This is a genomic window from Serratia sp. A07 (genome assembly GCF_058725505.1).
Map to the genome: position 1 here is coordinate 13,532 of NZ_JBZXDO010000029.1, position 15,633 is coordinate 29,164.

The window sequence follows — 15,633 nt, forward strand, 5'->3', positions numbered from 1 at the left end:
TTGTTCATTTGCCGACTCTCTCTGTTAACGCTCATCTGACACGGCCGTTGCCGTGAACTTGTGTACTAGTTAACTGGTTCGTGGCGGCAAAGTCAACCCTCTTTTTGCACAATGTTTTAGCGGTCAGCGTGAATTCTATTCATCATCCGCCCGGCGCCTGCGGCCAGGGCAGAATAGATTTCCGTCCGGCCGCCGATCGCAGGTATGATAGAAATCCAAGCCATTGCCGGATAGCCGTTTTGACAGACAGTAACCCCCAATCCACCGCTTTTACTCTGTACGACCTCCACAGCCACACGACCGCCTCCGACGGCTACCTGACGCCGACGCAGCTGGTGCAGCGGGCGGTCGAGATGCGCGTGGGCGTGCTGGCGATCACCGATCACGATACCACCGCCGGGTTGGCCGAGGCCGCCGCCGCCATTGCGGAGCAGGCGTTGCCGCTGCGGTTGGTCAACGGGGTGGAAATCTCGACGCTGTGGGAAAATCATGAGATCCATATCGTTGGATTGGGCATGGACGTCGCGCACCCGGCGCTGGTGGCGCTATTGGCGGAGCAAACCGAACGCCGCAATCGCCGTGCGCAGGAGATCGGCGCGCGTCTGGGTAAGGCGCGCATTCTCGACGCCTATGCCGGCGCCCAGCGGTTGGCGGGGGCCGGTGCGGTGACCCGCGGCCATTTCGCCCGTTACCTGGTGGAGATAGGCGTGGCGGACAACATGGCGCAGGTGTTCAAGAAATACCTGGCCAAGGGCAAAACCGGCTACGTGCCGCCGCAGTGGTGTACAATAGAACAAGCCATTGATGCGATTCATCAATCGGGCGGTCAGGCGGTGATGGCACATCCCGGCCGTTACGATCTGACCGCGAAGTGGTTGAAACGTTTGCTGGCGTATTTCGCCGAACACGGCGGCGACGCCATGGAAGTGGCGCAGTGTCAGCAGGCGCCGCATGAGCGCTCGCAATTGGCGAAATACGCCCAGGACTACCGCCTGTTGGCCTCGCAAGGCTCTGATTTTCATCAGCCTTGTTCGTGGATCGAACTGGGCCGCAAACTGTGGCTGCCGGGCGGCGTCGAGCCGGTGTGGCGCGATTGGCCGCAGCTGGGCGAGGCGGTCTGATTTTACGCGCGTGGCAACGCGCGCGGGCATCATTTTAGGAGCAAGTCATGAGTCAGCTTTTTTATATTCACCCGGACAACCCGCAGCCGCGTTTGATTAACCAGGCGGTTGACGTGCTGCGCAAGGGCGGGGTGATCGTTTATCCCACCGATTCCGGCTATGCGCTGGGTTGCATGCTGGAAGAGAAGGCGGCGATGGAGCGCATTTGCCGCATCCGTCAGCTGGACGGCAACCACAACTTTACCCTGATGTGCCGCGATCTGTCCGAGCTGTCGACCTATGCGCACGTCGATAATACGGCGTTCCGCCTGATCAAAAACAATACGCCGGGCAACTACACCTTCATTCTGAAAGCGACCAAAGAAGTGCCGCGCCGTCTGATGAATGACAAGCGCAAAACCATCGGCCTGCGCGTGCCGTCGAACCCGATCGCATTGGCGCTGCTGGAGGCGCTGAACGAACCGATGATGTCCACCACGCTGATGCTGCCGGGCAATGACTTTGCCGAGTCCGATCCGGAAGAGATCAGCGATCACCTGGGCAAGGTGGTCGATCTGGTGATCCACGGCGGCTTCCTCGGCCAACAGCCGACGACGGTTATCGATCTGACCGAATCCTCGCCGGAAGTGGTGCGTGAAGGGGCGGGTGACGCGGCGCCTTTCCGTTGATGTCAATTGTTGCCACCTTGCCCATTGTCTGAAAATCGGCTGAAGCGACGCTATTTCGCATGAAAGCCGCTATTCTTGAATACTTCAGAATTGATAATGGGCAGGATGCGCAGCAATGATTAAACAGGTTTCTTTTTTAGCGGCCTTATTATTTTCCTCAATGGCAAATGCGGGGTTTTATTCGGGCAGCGGTTTGCTGGCGGAATCCGGCGGTTACGTAAAAAATAAAAGCGGTGAAGCCACCGTGGCCGAAGCGCTGAATGGCGGCATGTTCATGGGATACGTCGCCGGCGTATTCGATACCTACTCCATGCAGGGCAATCGCAATATTTGCCCCGAAGCCGGGATGAGCATCGGCGTAGCCGCCGACGCGGTGATGCAGTATTTGAACGAGCATCCTGAGCAGCTGCATTATTCCGCACCGTCGGTGATCATGCTGGCGTTAAGCGCCGCCTATCCCTGCGTCCGCCATTAAGTTCCTATTCCAATTCGTGCGCATTTTTTCATAAGGTGCGCTCGGACTCTTTCCGCACGAACTTCAATAGATCAATGCCTGCTGCGCTGTCACCTTATCCCCGTCGGTATTTCCCGAACGGGTCGGGGAGAGACGCGCAGGAGGTAATATGACCGCATTTCACAGCGCCAACATGATGCTCGACTATCAGGATATCGGCTCAGGGCCGCTCACGTTGGTGTTGCTGCCCGGCTGGTGCGAGCCGAAAACCGTATTTGAGCCGTTCATCGCTCTGGCCGCCGAACGCTATCGGGTGATCAGCATCGACTGGCGCGGCCACGGCCTGTCGTCAAAAGCGGCGGGGATGTCGCTGGCGGCGGACGATTTGCTGGAAGATGTGCGTCAGCTGCTGACGGTGCTGCGTTTGGACAACGTGATCACCCTGTCGGTGGCGCATGCCAGCTGGCTGGCGGTGGCGTTGGCCGAAGCGTTGCCGCAGCGGATACGGGGCATGGTGTTTCTCGACTGGATCATGACGCAGCCGGAACCGGCGTTCTTTACGGCGGTGAGCCGTATGCAGCAGCCGCAGCAGTGGCTGGCGGCGCGCGACGCCTTGTTCGACTTCTGGCAGGGCGGCATCCGCCACGATCGGGTCAAACGCCATCTGGAGGTCGAGATGGCACAGGAAGATTACCGGCTCTGGCGTGCCGCCGGTGTGGCCATCGAACAGGCCTACCGGCAATTCGGCTCGCCGCTGCAACGCCTGGCGGGAATGAGCGCGCCGCCGCCGTGCCGGCATATTTACTCGTTGGATCGCCGCGACGACTATCTGCGGCAGCAGCAGGCATTTGCCGCCGAGCAGCCGTTTTTCTCCGTGGTACGGTTAGGGGAGGCTCGTACTCACCTCGGCATTCTGGAACGGCCCGACGCGGTGCTGTGGGCGGTGGAGGATTTTTTGTCCATCGCCCTAAAATAACAGGATGGCGCTATTATACTGGCTGTCGAAATCGTTACGGCACCCCTGAATTAAGAGGTCATAATGTCATTGAAAAAGCACTTGGAGCAACTGTTCAATTATAAGCAATGGGCGGATGCGGAGGCCTTCGCCGCCATTCGAAAAGTGGACGCCGATGCTTGGCCTAAGCAGCGTCATTTGATGCTTCGCTTGATGAATCATATCTATGTCGTCGATCAGATTTTTATCGCCAATTTGCAAGGACAACGCCATGGCTATACGGCGTTGAACACCCAAGAAACCCCAACGTTGGAAGCGCTGGAAGAGGCGATGTTGGCCAGCGATCGTCGCTACCTCGCGTATATCGCTTCGCTGAGCGAAGCGCAACTGGATGAGCGCATTCATTTTACCTTCGTCGACGGCGGCCCTGGGGATATGCTGCGACGGGAAATGTTGGCGCACGTTGAACACCATGGCTGCTACCACCGTGGTGCGGTGGGATGGCTGATTACTGAAAGTGCTGTCAAAGCGCCACAGGATGTTTTGACCGTGTTTGTACGCGATGGGGGTGTAGCTTAATCGTCGAACGCTATACCAACATAACGCAGACAGGAGATGCGGTGGCCGAAACCCACCGATAAAGTGGGTTTCAACACCTTAGAAAGCCTGTATAATGCGCTGTTCGATCCTGATAAACGTATTATTACCGTGGTGGCGCTTGGCCGCGGCGGTTATCCCCCCGACGCCTGTGAAGGCGACATTAGAGGTTGCTCAATGAGCGAAAAGTTACAGAAAGTTTTAGCGCGCGCCGGGCATGGCTCGCGTCGTGAAATCGAAACCATGATTGAAGCCGGGCGCGTCAGCGTCGACGGCAAGGTCGCCAAGCTGGGCGATCGCGTTGAAGTGACACCGGCGATGAAAATTCGTCTGGACGGTCATGTCCTGTCGATCAAAGAATCCGAAGAGGTGGTTTGCCGGGTGCTGGCTTACTACAAACCGGAAGGCGAGCTGTGTACCCGCAGCGATCCTGAAGGCCGCCCGACGGTGTTCGATCGCTTGCCGAAGCTGCGCGGTTCGCGCTGGGTGGCGGTAGGGCGACTGGACGTCAACACCTCCGGTCTGCTGCTGTTCACCACCGATGGCGAACTGGCCAACCGTCTGATGCACCCGAGCCGTGAAGTGGAGCGCGAGTACGCGGTACGCGTGTTCGGCCAGGTTGACGATGCGAAAGTGAAGCAGCTGAGCAAGGGTGTGCAGCTGGAAGACGGCCCGGCCGCCTTCCGCACCATCAGCTTCCAGGGCGGAGAAGGCCTCAACCAGTGGTACAACGTGACCCTGACCGAAGGCCGTAACCGTGAAGTGCGTCGCCTGTGGGAAGCGGTGGGTGTGCAGGTGAGCCGCCTGATCCGCGTGCGCTACGGCGACATCGATCTGCCGAAAGGCCTGCCGCGCGGCGGCTGGGCCGAGCTGGATCTGCCGGCGATCAACTACCTGCGCGAGCTGGTGGAATTGAAGCCGGAAACGGTCAGCAAAATGCCGGTGGAGCGTGAACGCCGCCGCGTGAAGGCCAACCAGATCCGCCGCGCGGTCAAGCGCCACTCTCAGGTGGCCGGCAGCGGCCGCCGCAGTGCGCCAGGCAGCAAGCCGGGTAAACCGGGCAAGCCAAGCAAACGCAGCTAATCCCTCATTCTGGCCCCGTTCGGGGCCAGAACTTTTTGTTACCAATCGATCCCCTGTTGCGCCTTCACGCCTGCATCGAACGCGTGTTTCACCGGCCGCATCTCCGTGACCGTATCCGCCAGTTCCAGCAGATCGCGATGGCAACCGCGCCCGGTCAAGATCACCGTTTGGTGCGCAGGGCGCTCCAGCAACGCTGCCTTCAGCTCTTCCAGTTCCAGATAGCCGTAGGTCAGCATGTAGGTTACTTCGTCCAGCAGCACCAGATCCAGGCTGCTGTCGGCCAGCATGCGTTTGCCATGCTGCCACACCGCCTGACAGGCGGCGGTATCACCGGCTTTATTCTGCGTCTCCCAGGTAAAACCGGTGGCCATCACCTGGAATTCAACGCCGTGTTGCTGCAGCAGGTTTTTTTCGCCATTGGGCCACTCGCCCTTGATGAACTGGATCACCCCGGCGCGCATGCCGTGGCCAACCGCCCGGGTGACGGTGCCGAAGGCGGCCGTGGTTTTACCCTTGCCGTTGCCGGTAAACACCAGCAGCAGGCCGCGCGTGTCCTGCGCGGCGGCGATGCGGGCATCGACCTGTTCTTTCAGGCGCTGCTGGCGCTGTTGATGACGATCTTCCGCCATGAAACGCTCCATATTATTCGGCCGCGCCGGGTTTACGGTTCGGCTGCGCGTCGAAGCTCATGCCGGTTTTGCGGCGGCTGTCTTCGCCCATCAGATACAGATACAGCGGCATAATATCGGCCGGGGTTTTCAGCTTGTTCTTGTCTTCGTGCGGGAAGGCAGATGCGCGCATTTTGGTGCGGGTGCCGCCCGGATTGATGCAGTTCACCCGCAAGTTGCGGTTTTTATACTCGTCGGCCAACACCTGCATCATGCCCTCGGTGGCGAACTTCGACACCGCATAGGCACCCCAGTCTGCGCGGCCGGTGCGCCCGACGCTGGAACTGGTGAACACCAGCGAACCGGCGTGGGATTTCAGCAACAGCGGCAACAGCGCCTGAGTCAGCATAAAGGTGGCGTTGACGTTAACCTGCATCACCTCTTGCCACATGGTCATCGACAGGTCGGCCATCGGCGCGATGTCGCCGAGCAGGCCGGCGTTGTGCAGAACGCCGTCAAGGCGGGGGATCTGGCTCGCCAGATCGTCGGCTATCTGCCGGCATCGCTCCGGAGTGGCGTGCAGCAAGTCCAGCGTCACTACCCGGGCCGGGGCGCCGCCCTGGGCCGCTATCTCTTGTTGTACCGCCAGCAGCTTGCTCTCGGTGCGCCCCAGCAGCACCAGCTGAGCGCCGAAGCGCGCGTAGGTCAGCGCCGCTTCACGGCCGATGCCGTCGCCAGCGCCGGTGACCAAAATGATACGTTGTTCGAGCAGATCTTGTTTGGGTTGGTAATGCACGATAAATCCTCGCCTGGGTGGCTGTTCTCCCGCGAATATCGGGGAGCAAGGGTGAAACGCGCGGCCGGGGCGGGAGCGAAGGCTCGACCGTCTGCGGGCCGCGCAGCGAATCCGTCTCATCGTATTGATGAATAATGGGTGTTATATGCCTTAATCCGTGGGCATTTTCAATGCGTAGCAGGCTGAAATGGCATTCTTTTGTAACAAAAGCACGGCGGCGGCGCCTTGGTTCGGCCTTGAATCGTCCCCATAGTGATGATCCGTGCGCAATGAATTTTCATTTAGCCGCGACAGCAGCCGCTGCGGTTGGCTAAAATGGAAAGAAGCATACTAACAACCTGTAAATAAAGGCGGAATCTGTGGAGTTTATATCTGTTTATGGCCTGTTTCTGGCCAAGGTCGCCACGGTGGTGCTCGCCATCGCCGCGTTGGCCATCCTGGCGGTCAGTTTGGGGCAACGCAAGAACCGCCAGAAAGGGGAGCTGCAGCTGACCGATCTCGGTGAACAGTATCGCGAGATGCAGCGTGATATGCGCCTGGCGCGTATGGATACCGCCGAGCAGAAGGTCTGGCTGAAACAGTTCAAGAAGCAGACCAAGGCCGACGACAAGCTGAAGAAGCAGCGCGCCAAGTCCGGCGCGGTGGAAGTGACTAAGCCGTGCCTGTATGTGCTGGACTTCAAGGGCAGCATGGACGCGCACGAGGTGACCTCGCTGCGCGAAGAGATCTCGGCGGTGCTGGCGGTAGCGTCGGCGCAGGATGAAGTTCTGTTGCGCCTGGAAAGCCCGGGCGGGGTGGTGCACGGCTACGGCCTGGCGGCCTCGCAGCTGGAGCGCCTGCGCAAAGGCGGCATTCGCCTGACGGTAGCGGTGGATAAAGTGGCGGCCAGCGGCGGCTACATGATGGCCTGCGTCGCGGATCGCATCGTGGCGGCGCCGTTCGCCATCATCGGCTCCATCGGCGTGGTGGCGCAGATCCCGAACTTCCACCGCCTGCTGAAGAAGAACGACATCGACGTGGAGTTGCACACCGCCGGGCAGTTCAAACGCACGCTGACGCTGTTTGGCGAAAACACCGAACAGGGGCGCGAGAAGTTCCGCGAAGATCTGAACGAAACCCACGAGCTGTTCAAGCGCTTCGTGCATGAGCAGCGCCCGTCGCTGGACATCGACAGCGTCGCCACCGGTGAGCACTGGTTCGGTTCACAGGCGAAAGAGAAGGGGCTGATCGACGCCATCGGCACCAGCGATGACTTGCTGATCGCCGAGCTGGATAACCACGAAGTGATCGCCGTGCGCTATACGCGCCGCAAACGCCTGATGGATCGCTTCACCGGCAGCGCGGCGGAAAGCGTCGATCGCTTGCTGTTGCGCTGGTGGCAGCGTGGTGAAAAGCCGCTGCTGTAACGGCGGCGATAGCGTGAATCAACGGGGGCCAGCTGCCCCCGTTTTCTTTTCTCAATCGACCAGGTGGTATTTTTCCGAAAGCAGATGGGCCAAGTGTTTAAACATATTAAATACCGCGGTGGTTTTGGCGGTGGGCAATCCATCGGCATCCAAAAAGTATTCGCCGCGGAAAACTAAAACGCCGCTTTTTTGTTCAACGTCGGTGGCGATCATGCCGTGCAGATAATCTTCGTGTTGGCGGATGATGTTATTTGCTTCCGCCAGCAGGGCCTCGCGGCCGATAGGGGCAGTATTTGTGCGCATTTATTAGACTCCAAACTAAAAACTCTGCGCATATTCTAACGCCGGTTCGCTTTTATCCGCAAACCGACTAAGGTTTATTTGCCGTCTGGATGGCCATGGGCGGCCGCCGGTTGGCGAAATCGGTCTTTCCGTGCTAATTAGGTTGCGTGACGCTTTTTATCAGGTACAGTGTGGGATTTTGCGGCGTCGGGTGGAAGGTTTTGTTTACGCCATGAATAAAACTCACACAGCCATACTTCTGGGGCATGGGTGAATAGCAGGCAGGATCAACAACTTGCGTTCAGGTTGAGCAGTTGGGCAACCAAAAGAAAAAAATCTGTTGATCTCTTGCCAGACTGCCGCAATATAAAAAAAGAGACACGAATTGCCGCGGCACGGCGAGATAAAAGACTTCTTTTTAGAAGAAATAAATTAGGTAAAGGTAAATATGGGTAAAGCTCTCGTAATAGTTGAGTCCCCGGCAAAAGCCAAAACTATTAATAAATATTTAGGAAGTGACTACGTGGTGAAGTCCAGCGTCGGTCATATCCGTGATTTGCCGACCAGTGGCTCAGCCAGCAAAAAGAGCGCTGACTCAACCGAAGACAAAGCCAAGAAAAAAGTTAAAAAAGATGAGAAGGCGGCGCTGGTAAATCGCATGGGCGTCGACCCTTACCACGGCTGGAAAGCGCATTATGAAATCCTGCCGGGTAAAGAAAAAGTGGTCGCCGAGTTAAAATCGTTGGCGGAAAACGCCGACCACATTTATCTCGCAACCGACCTTGACCGCGAAGGGGAAGCCATCGCCTGGCACCTGCGGGAAGTGATCGGTGGGGATGACAAACGCTTTAGCCGCGTGGTGTTTAACGAAATCACCAAAAACGCGATCCAGCAGGCGTTCAAACAGCCGGGCGAGCTGAACATTGACCGCGTCAACGCGCAGCAGGCGCGCCGGTTCATGGACCGCGTGGTGGGCTATATGGTCACGCCGCTGCTGTGGAAGAAAATCGCCCGCGGCCTGTCCGCCGGCCGCGTGCAGTCGGTGGCGGTGCGCCTGGTGGTCGAGCGCGAACGCGACATCAAGGCCTTCGTGCCGGAAGAGTACTGGGAGCTGCATGCCGATCTGCTGGCGAAGGGCGAAACCGCGCTGCAGATGGAAGTGACCCATGCGCACGACAAACCGTTCAAGCCGGTCAACCGCGAGCAGACTCACGCCGCGGTCAAACTGCTTGAAAAAGCCCGTTACACGGTGCTGGATCGCGAAGACAAACCGACCAGCAGCAAACCGGGCGCGCCTTTCATTACCTCCACGCTGCAACAGGCCGCCAGCACCCGCCTGAGCTTCGGCGTGAAGAAAACCATGATGATGGCGCAACGGCTGTATGAAGCCGGCCACATCACCTATATGCGTACCGATTCCACCAACCTGAGCCAGGATGCGCTCAACATGGTGCGTGGCTATATCGGCGACAACTTCGGCGACAAATACCTGCCGAAGGCGCCAAATCAGTACAGCAGCAAAGAGAATTCGCAGGAAGCGCATGAAGCGATCCGTCCTTCGGACGTGAACTTGCTCGCCGAACAGTTGAAAGACATGGAAGCGGACGCGCAGAAGCTGTATCAGCTGATCTGGCGACAGTTCGTCGCTTGCCAGATGACGCCGGCGCAATACGATTCCACCACGCTGACGGTGAAGGCCGGCGATTATCAGCTGCGCGCCAAGGGCCGTACGCTGCGCTTTGACGGCTGGACCAAGGTGATGCCGGCGCTGCGCAAGGGCGATGAAGATCGCACCCTGCCATACGTCGAAATCGGCAGCGAGCTGGATCTGCAGAAACTGATCCCGAGCCAGCACTTCACCAAGCCGCCGGCGCGCTATAGCGAAGCCTCGTTGGTGAAAGAGCTGGAAAAACGCGGTATCGGCCGTCCGTCCACCTACGCCTCCATCATCTCGACCATTCAGGATCGCGGTTATGTGCGGGTGGAAAGCCGCCGCTTCTATGCCGAGAAAATGGGTGAGATCGTCACCGATCGCCTGGAAGAAAACTTCCGCGAGCTGATGAACTATGACTTCACCGCGCGCATGGAAGACGGCCTCGATGAGGTCGCCAACAACCAGGCCGAGTGGAAAGCGGTGCTGGACGAGTTCTTCGTCGACTTCAGCGAGCAGCTGGAAACGGCGGAGAAAGATCCGGAAGAAGGCGGCATGCGGCCTAACCAGATGGTGATGACCAGCATCGACTGCCCGACCTGCGGCCGCAAGATGGGTATCCGTACTGCCAGCACCGGCGTGTTCCTCGGCTGTTCCGGCTATGCGCTGCCGCCGAAGGAGCGCTGCAAAACCACCATCAATCTGGTGCCGGAAGCGGAAGTGCTCAATATCCTCGAAGGCGACGACGCGGAAACCAACGCGCTGCGCGCCCGCCGTCGCTGCAAGAAATGCGGTACGGCGATGGACAGCTACCTGATCGACAACCAGCGCAAGCTGCACGTTTGCGGTAACAACCCGGCGTGTGACGGCTATGAAATCGAAGAGGGCGAGTTCCGCCTGAAAGGCTACGATGGCCCGGTGGTGGAATGCGACAAGTGCGGCTCGGAAATGCACCTGAAAATGGGGCGTTTCGGCAAGTACATGGGCTGTACCAACGAGAACTGTAAAAACACCCGCAAGATACTGCGTAACGGCGATGTCGCGCCGCCGAAGGAAGATCCGGTGCCGTTGCCGGAGCTGCCGTGCGAGAAGTCCGACGCCTATTTCGTGCTGCGTGACGGCGCTGCCGGCGTGTTCCTGGCGGCCAACACCTTCCCTAAATCGCGCGAGACCCGTGCGCCGCTGGTGGAAGAGCTGGCTCGCTTCAAGGATCGCCTGCCGGAGAAGCTGCGCTATCTGGCCGATGCGCCGGTGGCGGATGCCGAAGGCAATAAAACGCTGGTGCGTTTCAGCCGTAAAACCAAACAGCAGTACGTCTCTTCTGAAAAAGATGGCAAGGCGACCGGTTGGTCCGCGTTCTACGTGGACGGCAAGTGGGTCGAAGGCAAGAAGTAAGGCCGCTGTCCTGCCAGTAAGATGAAAAACCAGCCCCGGCGGCTGGTTTTTTTATTGGTGAAAAGGGACAAACGGATCTATCCTTTGCTGTTTTTATCCCTCCGCCACCGCCGTTTCACGTTGATACCAATGCAAAATAATCGTTATCATAGTGTGACGCGGATCTATACTTGAAGCTGCAACGTGGTATAGTGGTTATATAAAAAGTTTTTTTATTATTAAAGCTTATTAACAACGGCGTTTTCTTCACCATCAGGGTAAAACACGGTGTTTATGGCTTGTGACTTTCAGCATACCGGGGCGACACCGATATACCTGGCTGCGGGTAAGCCGCAGTGTTTAACCTAGGATGGTATAAGATATGAAATTGCAGCAGCTTCGTTACATTGTGGAAGTGGTTAACCACAACCTGAATGTCTCCTCGACGGCAGAAGGGCTCTATACCTCGCAACCCGGCATCAGTAAACAGGTGCGCATGCTCGAAGATGAGCTGGGCATCCAGATTTTCGCCCGCAGCGGCAAACACCTGACCCAGGTCACCCCGGCCGGCCAGGAAATCATTCGCATTGCACGTGAAGTGCTGTCCAAGGTCGACGCCATTAAAGCCGTCGCCGGTGAACACACCTATCCGGACAAAGGCTCGCTGTACGTCGCCACCACGCATACCCAGGCTCGCTATGCTTTGCCTAACGTAATCAAAGGCTTCATCGAGCGTTACCCACGCGTCTCGCTGCACATGCATCAGGGTTCGCCGACGCAGATCGCCGAAGCGGTCTCCAAAGGGACCGCCGATTTCGCCATCGCCACCGAAGCACTGCACCTGTACGACGATCTCATCATGCTGCCGTGCTACCACTGGAACCGCGCGGTAGTCGTGAAGCCCGATCATCCTTTGGCGGGCAAAAGCAGCATCAGCATTGAAGAGCTGGCGGCTTACCCGATCGTCACTTACACCTTCGGCTTTACCGGGCGTTCGGAGTTGGATACCGCCTTCAACCGCGCCGGCCTGACGCCGCGCATTGTCTTTACCGCCACCGACGCCGACGTGATCAAAACCTACGTGCGTCTGGGATTGGGGGTGGGGGTGATCGCCAGCATGGCGGTGGATCCGGTGCAGGATCCGGATCTGGTGACGGTGGATGCGCGTGATATCTTCACCTACAGCACCACCAAGATCGGTTTCCGCCGCAGCACCTTCCTGCGCAGCTACATGTACGACTTCATTCAGCGCTTCGCGCCGCACCTGACGCGCGATGTGGTAGACAGCGCGGTGGCGCTGCGCTCCAACGAAGAGATCGAAGCGATGTTCAAGGACATCAAACTGCCGATTAAGTAACCATCGACGATATCAAATCAATCCCGGTTAGGCGCCTGCCTAACCGGGTTTTTTTAGCCCGGAAATCCGTACTGATTACCGTAAATGCGTGGTATCACGATGAAAAAAAGTCTCTGGATTGTTCTGTTCTTGTTGCTCACCCTTTTGTTGCTGCGCTACCTACCAGACGGCATTTTCGACAGCTTCGTTTCCAACAACATAGAAATTAGCGGTGATGGTGAAATAGGGATGAATAATTTCGACTCGGTTGTCATTGCCATTAAATTGGGTGTCTCTGCCATCATTGCGGCGGTTGTCCTAATAGTCTGTCGCCGCCTGGTGCGTAAACCCCGCTAAAGCCGCGAAATCTTCCCAGCCAAAACGCCGCCTCGTCGCGGCGTTTTTGTTGGCGCATTGCCTAACCCCTTGGCGGCGCTCGCACTTCCTTCCCGCTGATTGTTCCCGCCTATCGTTGTGATCAAATCGTGTTGTTATCAAAACGTTAACTTATCTTTGTGGTATCTTTAAACAAGACCTCACTGATTACCCTGTTTTAGTCACAATAAGAAATGGAGGAGCTATGTCGTCCGATCTTCGTGAAACAAGTCTGGATAAGCTGGTTGCGCTGAATAGCGAGTATTACTACTACAGCCTGCCGCTGGCGGCGAAGCAGCTGGGTGATATCGACCGGTTGCCGAAATCAATGAAAGTGCTGTTGGAGAACCTGCTGCGCCATGTGGATGGCGACACCGTGCAGGTTGACGACCTCAAGGCCATCGTTGCCTGGCTGCAAACCGGCCATGCTGACCGTGAGATCGCCTACCGTCCGGCGCGCGTGCTGATGCAGGATTTTACCGGCGTACCGGCGGTGGTGGATCTGGCGGCGATGCGCGAAGCGGTACGGCGGCTGGGCGGCAACGTCGACCAAGTGAACCCGCTGTCGCCGGTGGATCTGGTGATTGACCACTCGGTTACCGTCGATGAATTTGGCGATGACAACGCCTTTGAAGACAACGTGCGTATCGAAATGCAGCGCAACCACGAGCGCTACACCTTTTTGCGCTGGGGGCAGAAAGCCTTCAACCGCTTCCGCGTAGTGCCGCCGGGCACCGGCATCTGCCACCAGGTTAACCTTGAATACCTTGGCCAAACGGTCTGGCATAGCGACGAAAGCGGCCGCCGCGTGGCTTATCCCGATACGCTGGTGGGCACCGATTCCCACACCACCATGATCAACGGCCTCGGCATCCTCGGCTGGGGCGTCGGCGGCATCGAAGCGGAAGCGGCGATGCTGGGCCAGCCGGTGTCGATGCTGATCCCGGACGTGGTCGGCTTCAAGCTGACGGGCAAGCTCCGCGAGGGCATTACCGCCACCGACCTGGTGTTGACCGTGACCCAAATGCTGCGCAAGCACGGTGTTGTCGGCAAGTTCGTCGAGTTTTACGGCGACGGGCTGGCCGATCTGCCGCTGGCGGACCGGGCAACCATCGCCAACATGTCGCCGGAGTTCGGTGCCACCTGCGGTTTCTTCCCAGTGGATGACGTTACGCTCGGCTATATGAAGCTCAGCGGCCGCAGCGCCGAACAAATCGCACTGGTGGAAGCCTACGCCAAAGCGCAGGGCATGTGGCGTAACCCGGGTGATGAACCGGTCTTCACCAGCTCGCTGGCGCTGGACATGTCAACCGTGGAAGCCAGCCTCGCCGGGCCGAAACGCCCGCAGGATCGCGTTGCGCTGCCGAATGTGCCGCAGGCGTTCAAGGCCGCTACCGAGCTGGATATCGGGGGGCACAAAGCCAATACCGACAGCAAAACCTTTACGCTGGACGGGCAGCAGCACGAACTGCGCGACGGCGCGGTGGTGATCGCGGCGATCACCTCCTGCACCAACACCTCCAACCCGAGCGTGATGATGGCGGCCGGCCTGCTGGCGAAAAATGCCGTCAAGAAAGGGCTGCGTAGCAAACCCTGGGTAAAAACCTCGCTGGCGCCGGGATCCAAAGTGGTAACCGACTACTTCGACAGCGCCAAACTCACCGCCTATCTGGAAGAGCTGGGGTTCAACCTGGTGGGGTATGGCTGCACCACCTGTATCGGTAACTCCGGCCCGCTGCCGGATCCGATCGAGCAGGCGATCAAAGAGGGCGATCTGACCGTGGGCGCGGTGCTGTCGGGCAACCGCAACTTCGAAGGGCGTATTCACCCGCTGGTGAAAACCAACTGGCTGGCCTCGACGCCGCTGGTGGTGGCTTATGCGCTGGCGGGCAGCATGAAGATTGACCTGACCAAAGAGCCGCTGGGCGAGGGCAACGACGGTCAACCGGTCTACCTGAAGGATATCTGGCCGAGCAGTCAGGACATCGCTCAGGCGGTGGAAGAAGTGCGCACCGAGATGTTCCACAAGGAATACGGCGAAGTGTTCGACGGTGACGCCAACTGGCAGGCGATCCAGGTGGCCGGTTCGGCAACCTATCAGTGGCAGGAGGATTCTACCTATATCCGCCATCCGCCGTTCTTCAGCACCATGAAGGTGAAACCGGATCCGGTGCAGGACATCAAAGACGCGCGCATTCTGGCGATTCTGGCTGATTCGGTGACCACCGACCACATCTCGCCGGCGGGCAACATCAAGCGCGACAGCCCGGCGGGGCGCTACCTGAGCGAGCACGGCGTGGCGCCGCAGGATTTCAACTCCTACGGCTCGCGCCGCGGCAACCACGAAGTGATGATGCGCGGCACCTTCGCCAACATCCGCATCCGCAACGAAATGGTGCCGGGCGTGGAAGGCGGTTATACCCGCCATATTCCGTCGCAGCAGCAGCTGTCTATCTACGACGCCGCCATGCAGTATCAGCAGGAGAAGGTGCCGCTGGCGGTGATCGCCGGTAAAGAGTACGGTTCCGGCTCCAGCCGCGACTGGGCGGCGAAAGGGCCGCGCTTGCTGGGCGTGCGGGTGGTGATTGCCGAGTCCTTCGAGCGTATCCACCGCTCCAACCTGATTGGCATGGGGATTTTGCCGCTGGAGTTCCCGCAAGGGGTGACGCGCAAAACCTTGGGGCTGACCGGGGATGAGCAGATCAGCGTCGGCGGCCTGCAGCAGCTGCAGCCGGGCCAGACGGTGCCGGTGCATATCACCTATGCCGACGGGCGTAAGGAAGTGATCGAAACCCGTTGCCGCATCGATACCGGCAATGAGCTGACCTACTACGAAAACGACGGCATCCTGCACTATGTGATCAGGAAAATGCTGTGATTAAGCAATAAAAAAGGGCGCCGCAAGGCGCCCTGATTGTATCCGCCGC

At 58.5% G+C, this 15,633-nt stretch carries 14 protein-coding genes; 11 read left to right on the plus strand and 3 right to left on the minus strand.

The window, feature by feature from the left end:
• Positions 1-239: 239 nt before the first annotated feature.
• From rnm to rluB, 6 genes are all read left to right on the plus strand, one after another.
• Positions 240-1,121: an RNase RNM gene (rnm, locus tag AC4PR2_RS21820; RefSeq protein ID WP_330112819.1), complete on the plus strand. Its 882-nt coding sequence runs from the start codon at positions 240-242 to the stop codon at positions 1,119-1,121.
• Between the two features lie 47 nt (positions 1,122-1,168).
• Entirely contained in the window at positions 1,169-1,789 is a 621-nt protein-coding gene (locus AC4PR2_RS21825; protein ID WP_049232951.1) for an L-threonylcarbamoyladenylate synthase, read from the plus strand.
• Between the two features lie 115 nt (positions 1,790-1,904).
• On the plus strand, positions 1,905-2,264 hold the full coding sequence (locus AC4PR2_RS21830) for a Rap1a/Tai family immunity protein (protein ID WP_016927523.1): 360 nt from the start codon (positions 1,905-1,907) through the stop codon (positions 2,262-2,264).
• 148 nt (positions 2,265-2,412) lie between these two features.
• Positions 2,413-3,219 carry an alpha/beta fold hydrolase gene (locus AC4PR2_RS21835; RefSeq protein ID WP_100395698.1) on the plus strand — a complete coding sequence of 269 codons (807 nt, stop codon included), beginning with the start codon at positions 2,413-2,415 and terminating at the stop codon, positions 3,217-3,219.
• A gap of 63 nt (positions 3,220-3,282) precedes the next feature.
• A complete protein-coding gene (locus AC4PR2_RS21840; RefSeq protein WP_060439817.1) occupies positions 3,283-3,777 on the plus strand; it encodes a DinB family protein in 495 nt (164 codons plus the stop codon).
• Between the two features lie 195 nt (positions 3,778-3,972).
• Entirely contained in the window at positions 3,973-4,878 is a 906-nt protein-coding gene (gene rluB, locus AC4PR2_RS21845; RefSeq protein ID WP_025303042.1) for a 23S rRNA pseudouridine(2605) synthase RluB, read from the plus strand.
• A gap of 38 nt (positions 4,879-4,916) precedes the next feature.
• On the opposite strand, the gene cobO is transcribed toward rluB, so the two are convergent.
• Entirely contained in the window at positions 4,917-5,507 is a 591-nt protein-coding gene (gene cobO, locus AC4PR2_RS21850) for a cob(I)yrinic acid a,c-diamide adenosyltransferase (RefSeq protein WP_033647573.1), read from the minus strand.
• A gap of 13 nt (positions 5,508-5,520) precedes the next feature.
• Positions 5,521-6,282: a YciK family oxidoreductase gene (locus AC4PR2_RS21855; protein ID WP_060423763.1), complete on the minus strand. Its 762-nt coding sequence runs from the start codon at positions 6,280-6,282 to the stop codon at positions 5,521-5,523.
• A gap of 359 nt (positions 6,283-6,641) precedes the next feature.
• Between AC4PR2_RS21855 and sohB the strand changes: the two genes are divergently transcribed.
• Positions 6,642-7,688 (plus strand): protease SohB, encoded by a 1,047-nt coding sequence (gene sohB / locus AC4PR2_RS21860; RefSeq protein ID WP_038877302.1) that lies wholly within the window; start codon positions 6,642-6,644, stop codon positions 7,686-7,688.
• Positions 7,689-7,739: 51 nt separating this feature from the next.
• Here sohB and AC4PR2_RS21865 read toward each other — a convergent pair whose 3' ends face one another.
• Positions 7,740-7,991: a YciN family protein gene (locus AC4PR2_RS21865; RefSeq protein WP_004930700.1), complete on the minus strand. Its 252-nt coding sequence runs from the start codon at positions 7,989-7,991 to the stop codon at positions 7,740-7,742.
• A 427-nt stretch (positions 7,992-8,418) separates the two neighbouring features.
• Between AC4PR2_RS21865 and topA the strand changes: the two genes are divergently transcribed.
• The 4 genes from topA (at position 8,419) to acnA (ending at position 15,584) form a co-directional block, all read left to right on the plus strand.
• A complete protein-coding gene (topA, locus tag AC4PR2_RS21870; RefSeq protein WP_492175451.1) occupies positions 8,419-11,016 on the plus strand; it encodes a type I DNA topoisomerase in 2,598 nt (865 codons plus the stop codon).
• Between the two features lie 361 nt (positions 11,017-11,377).
• Complete coding sequence (gene cysB, locus AC4PR2_RS21875; protein ID WP_004930690.1) at positions 11,378-12,352, plus strand: HTH-type transcriptional regulator CysB; 975 nt, start codon at positions 11,378-11,380, stop codon at positions 12,350-12,352.
• Positions 12,353-12,451: 99 nt separating this feature from the next.
• Complete coding sequence (locus tag AC4PR2_RS21880; protein WP_060424102.1) at positions 12,452-12,688, plus strand: hypothetical protein; 237 nt, start codon at positions 12,452-12,454, stop codon at positions 12,686-12,688.
• Between the two features lie 223 nt (positions 12,689-12,911).
• Positions 12,912-15,584 carry an aconitate hydratase AcnA gene (gene acnA, locus AC4PR2_RS21885; RefSeq protein WP_492175452.1) on the plus strand — a complete coding sequence of 891 codons (2,673 nt, stop codon included), beginning with the start codon at positions 12,912-12,914 and terminating at the stop codon, positions 15,582-15,584.
• The last annotated feature ends 49 nt before the right edge of the window (positions 15,585-15,633 follow it).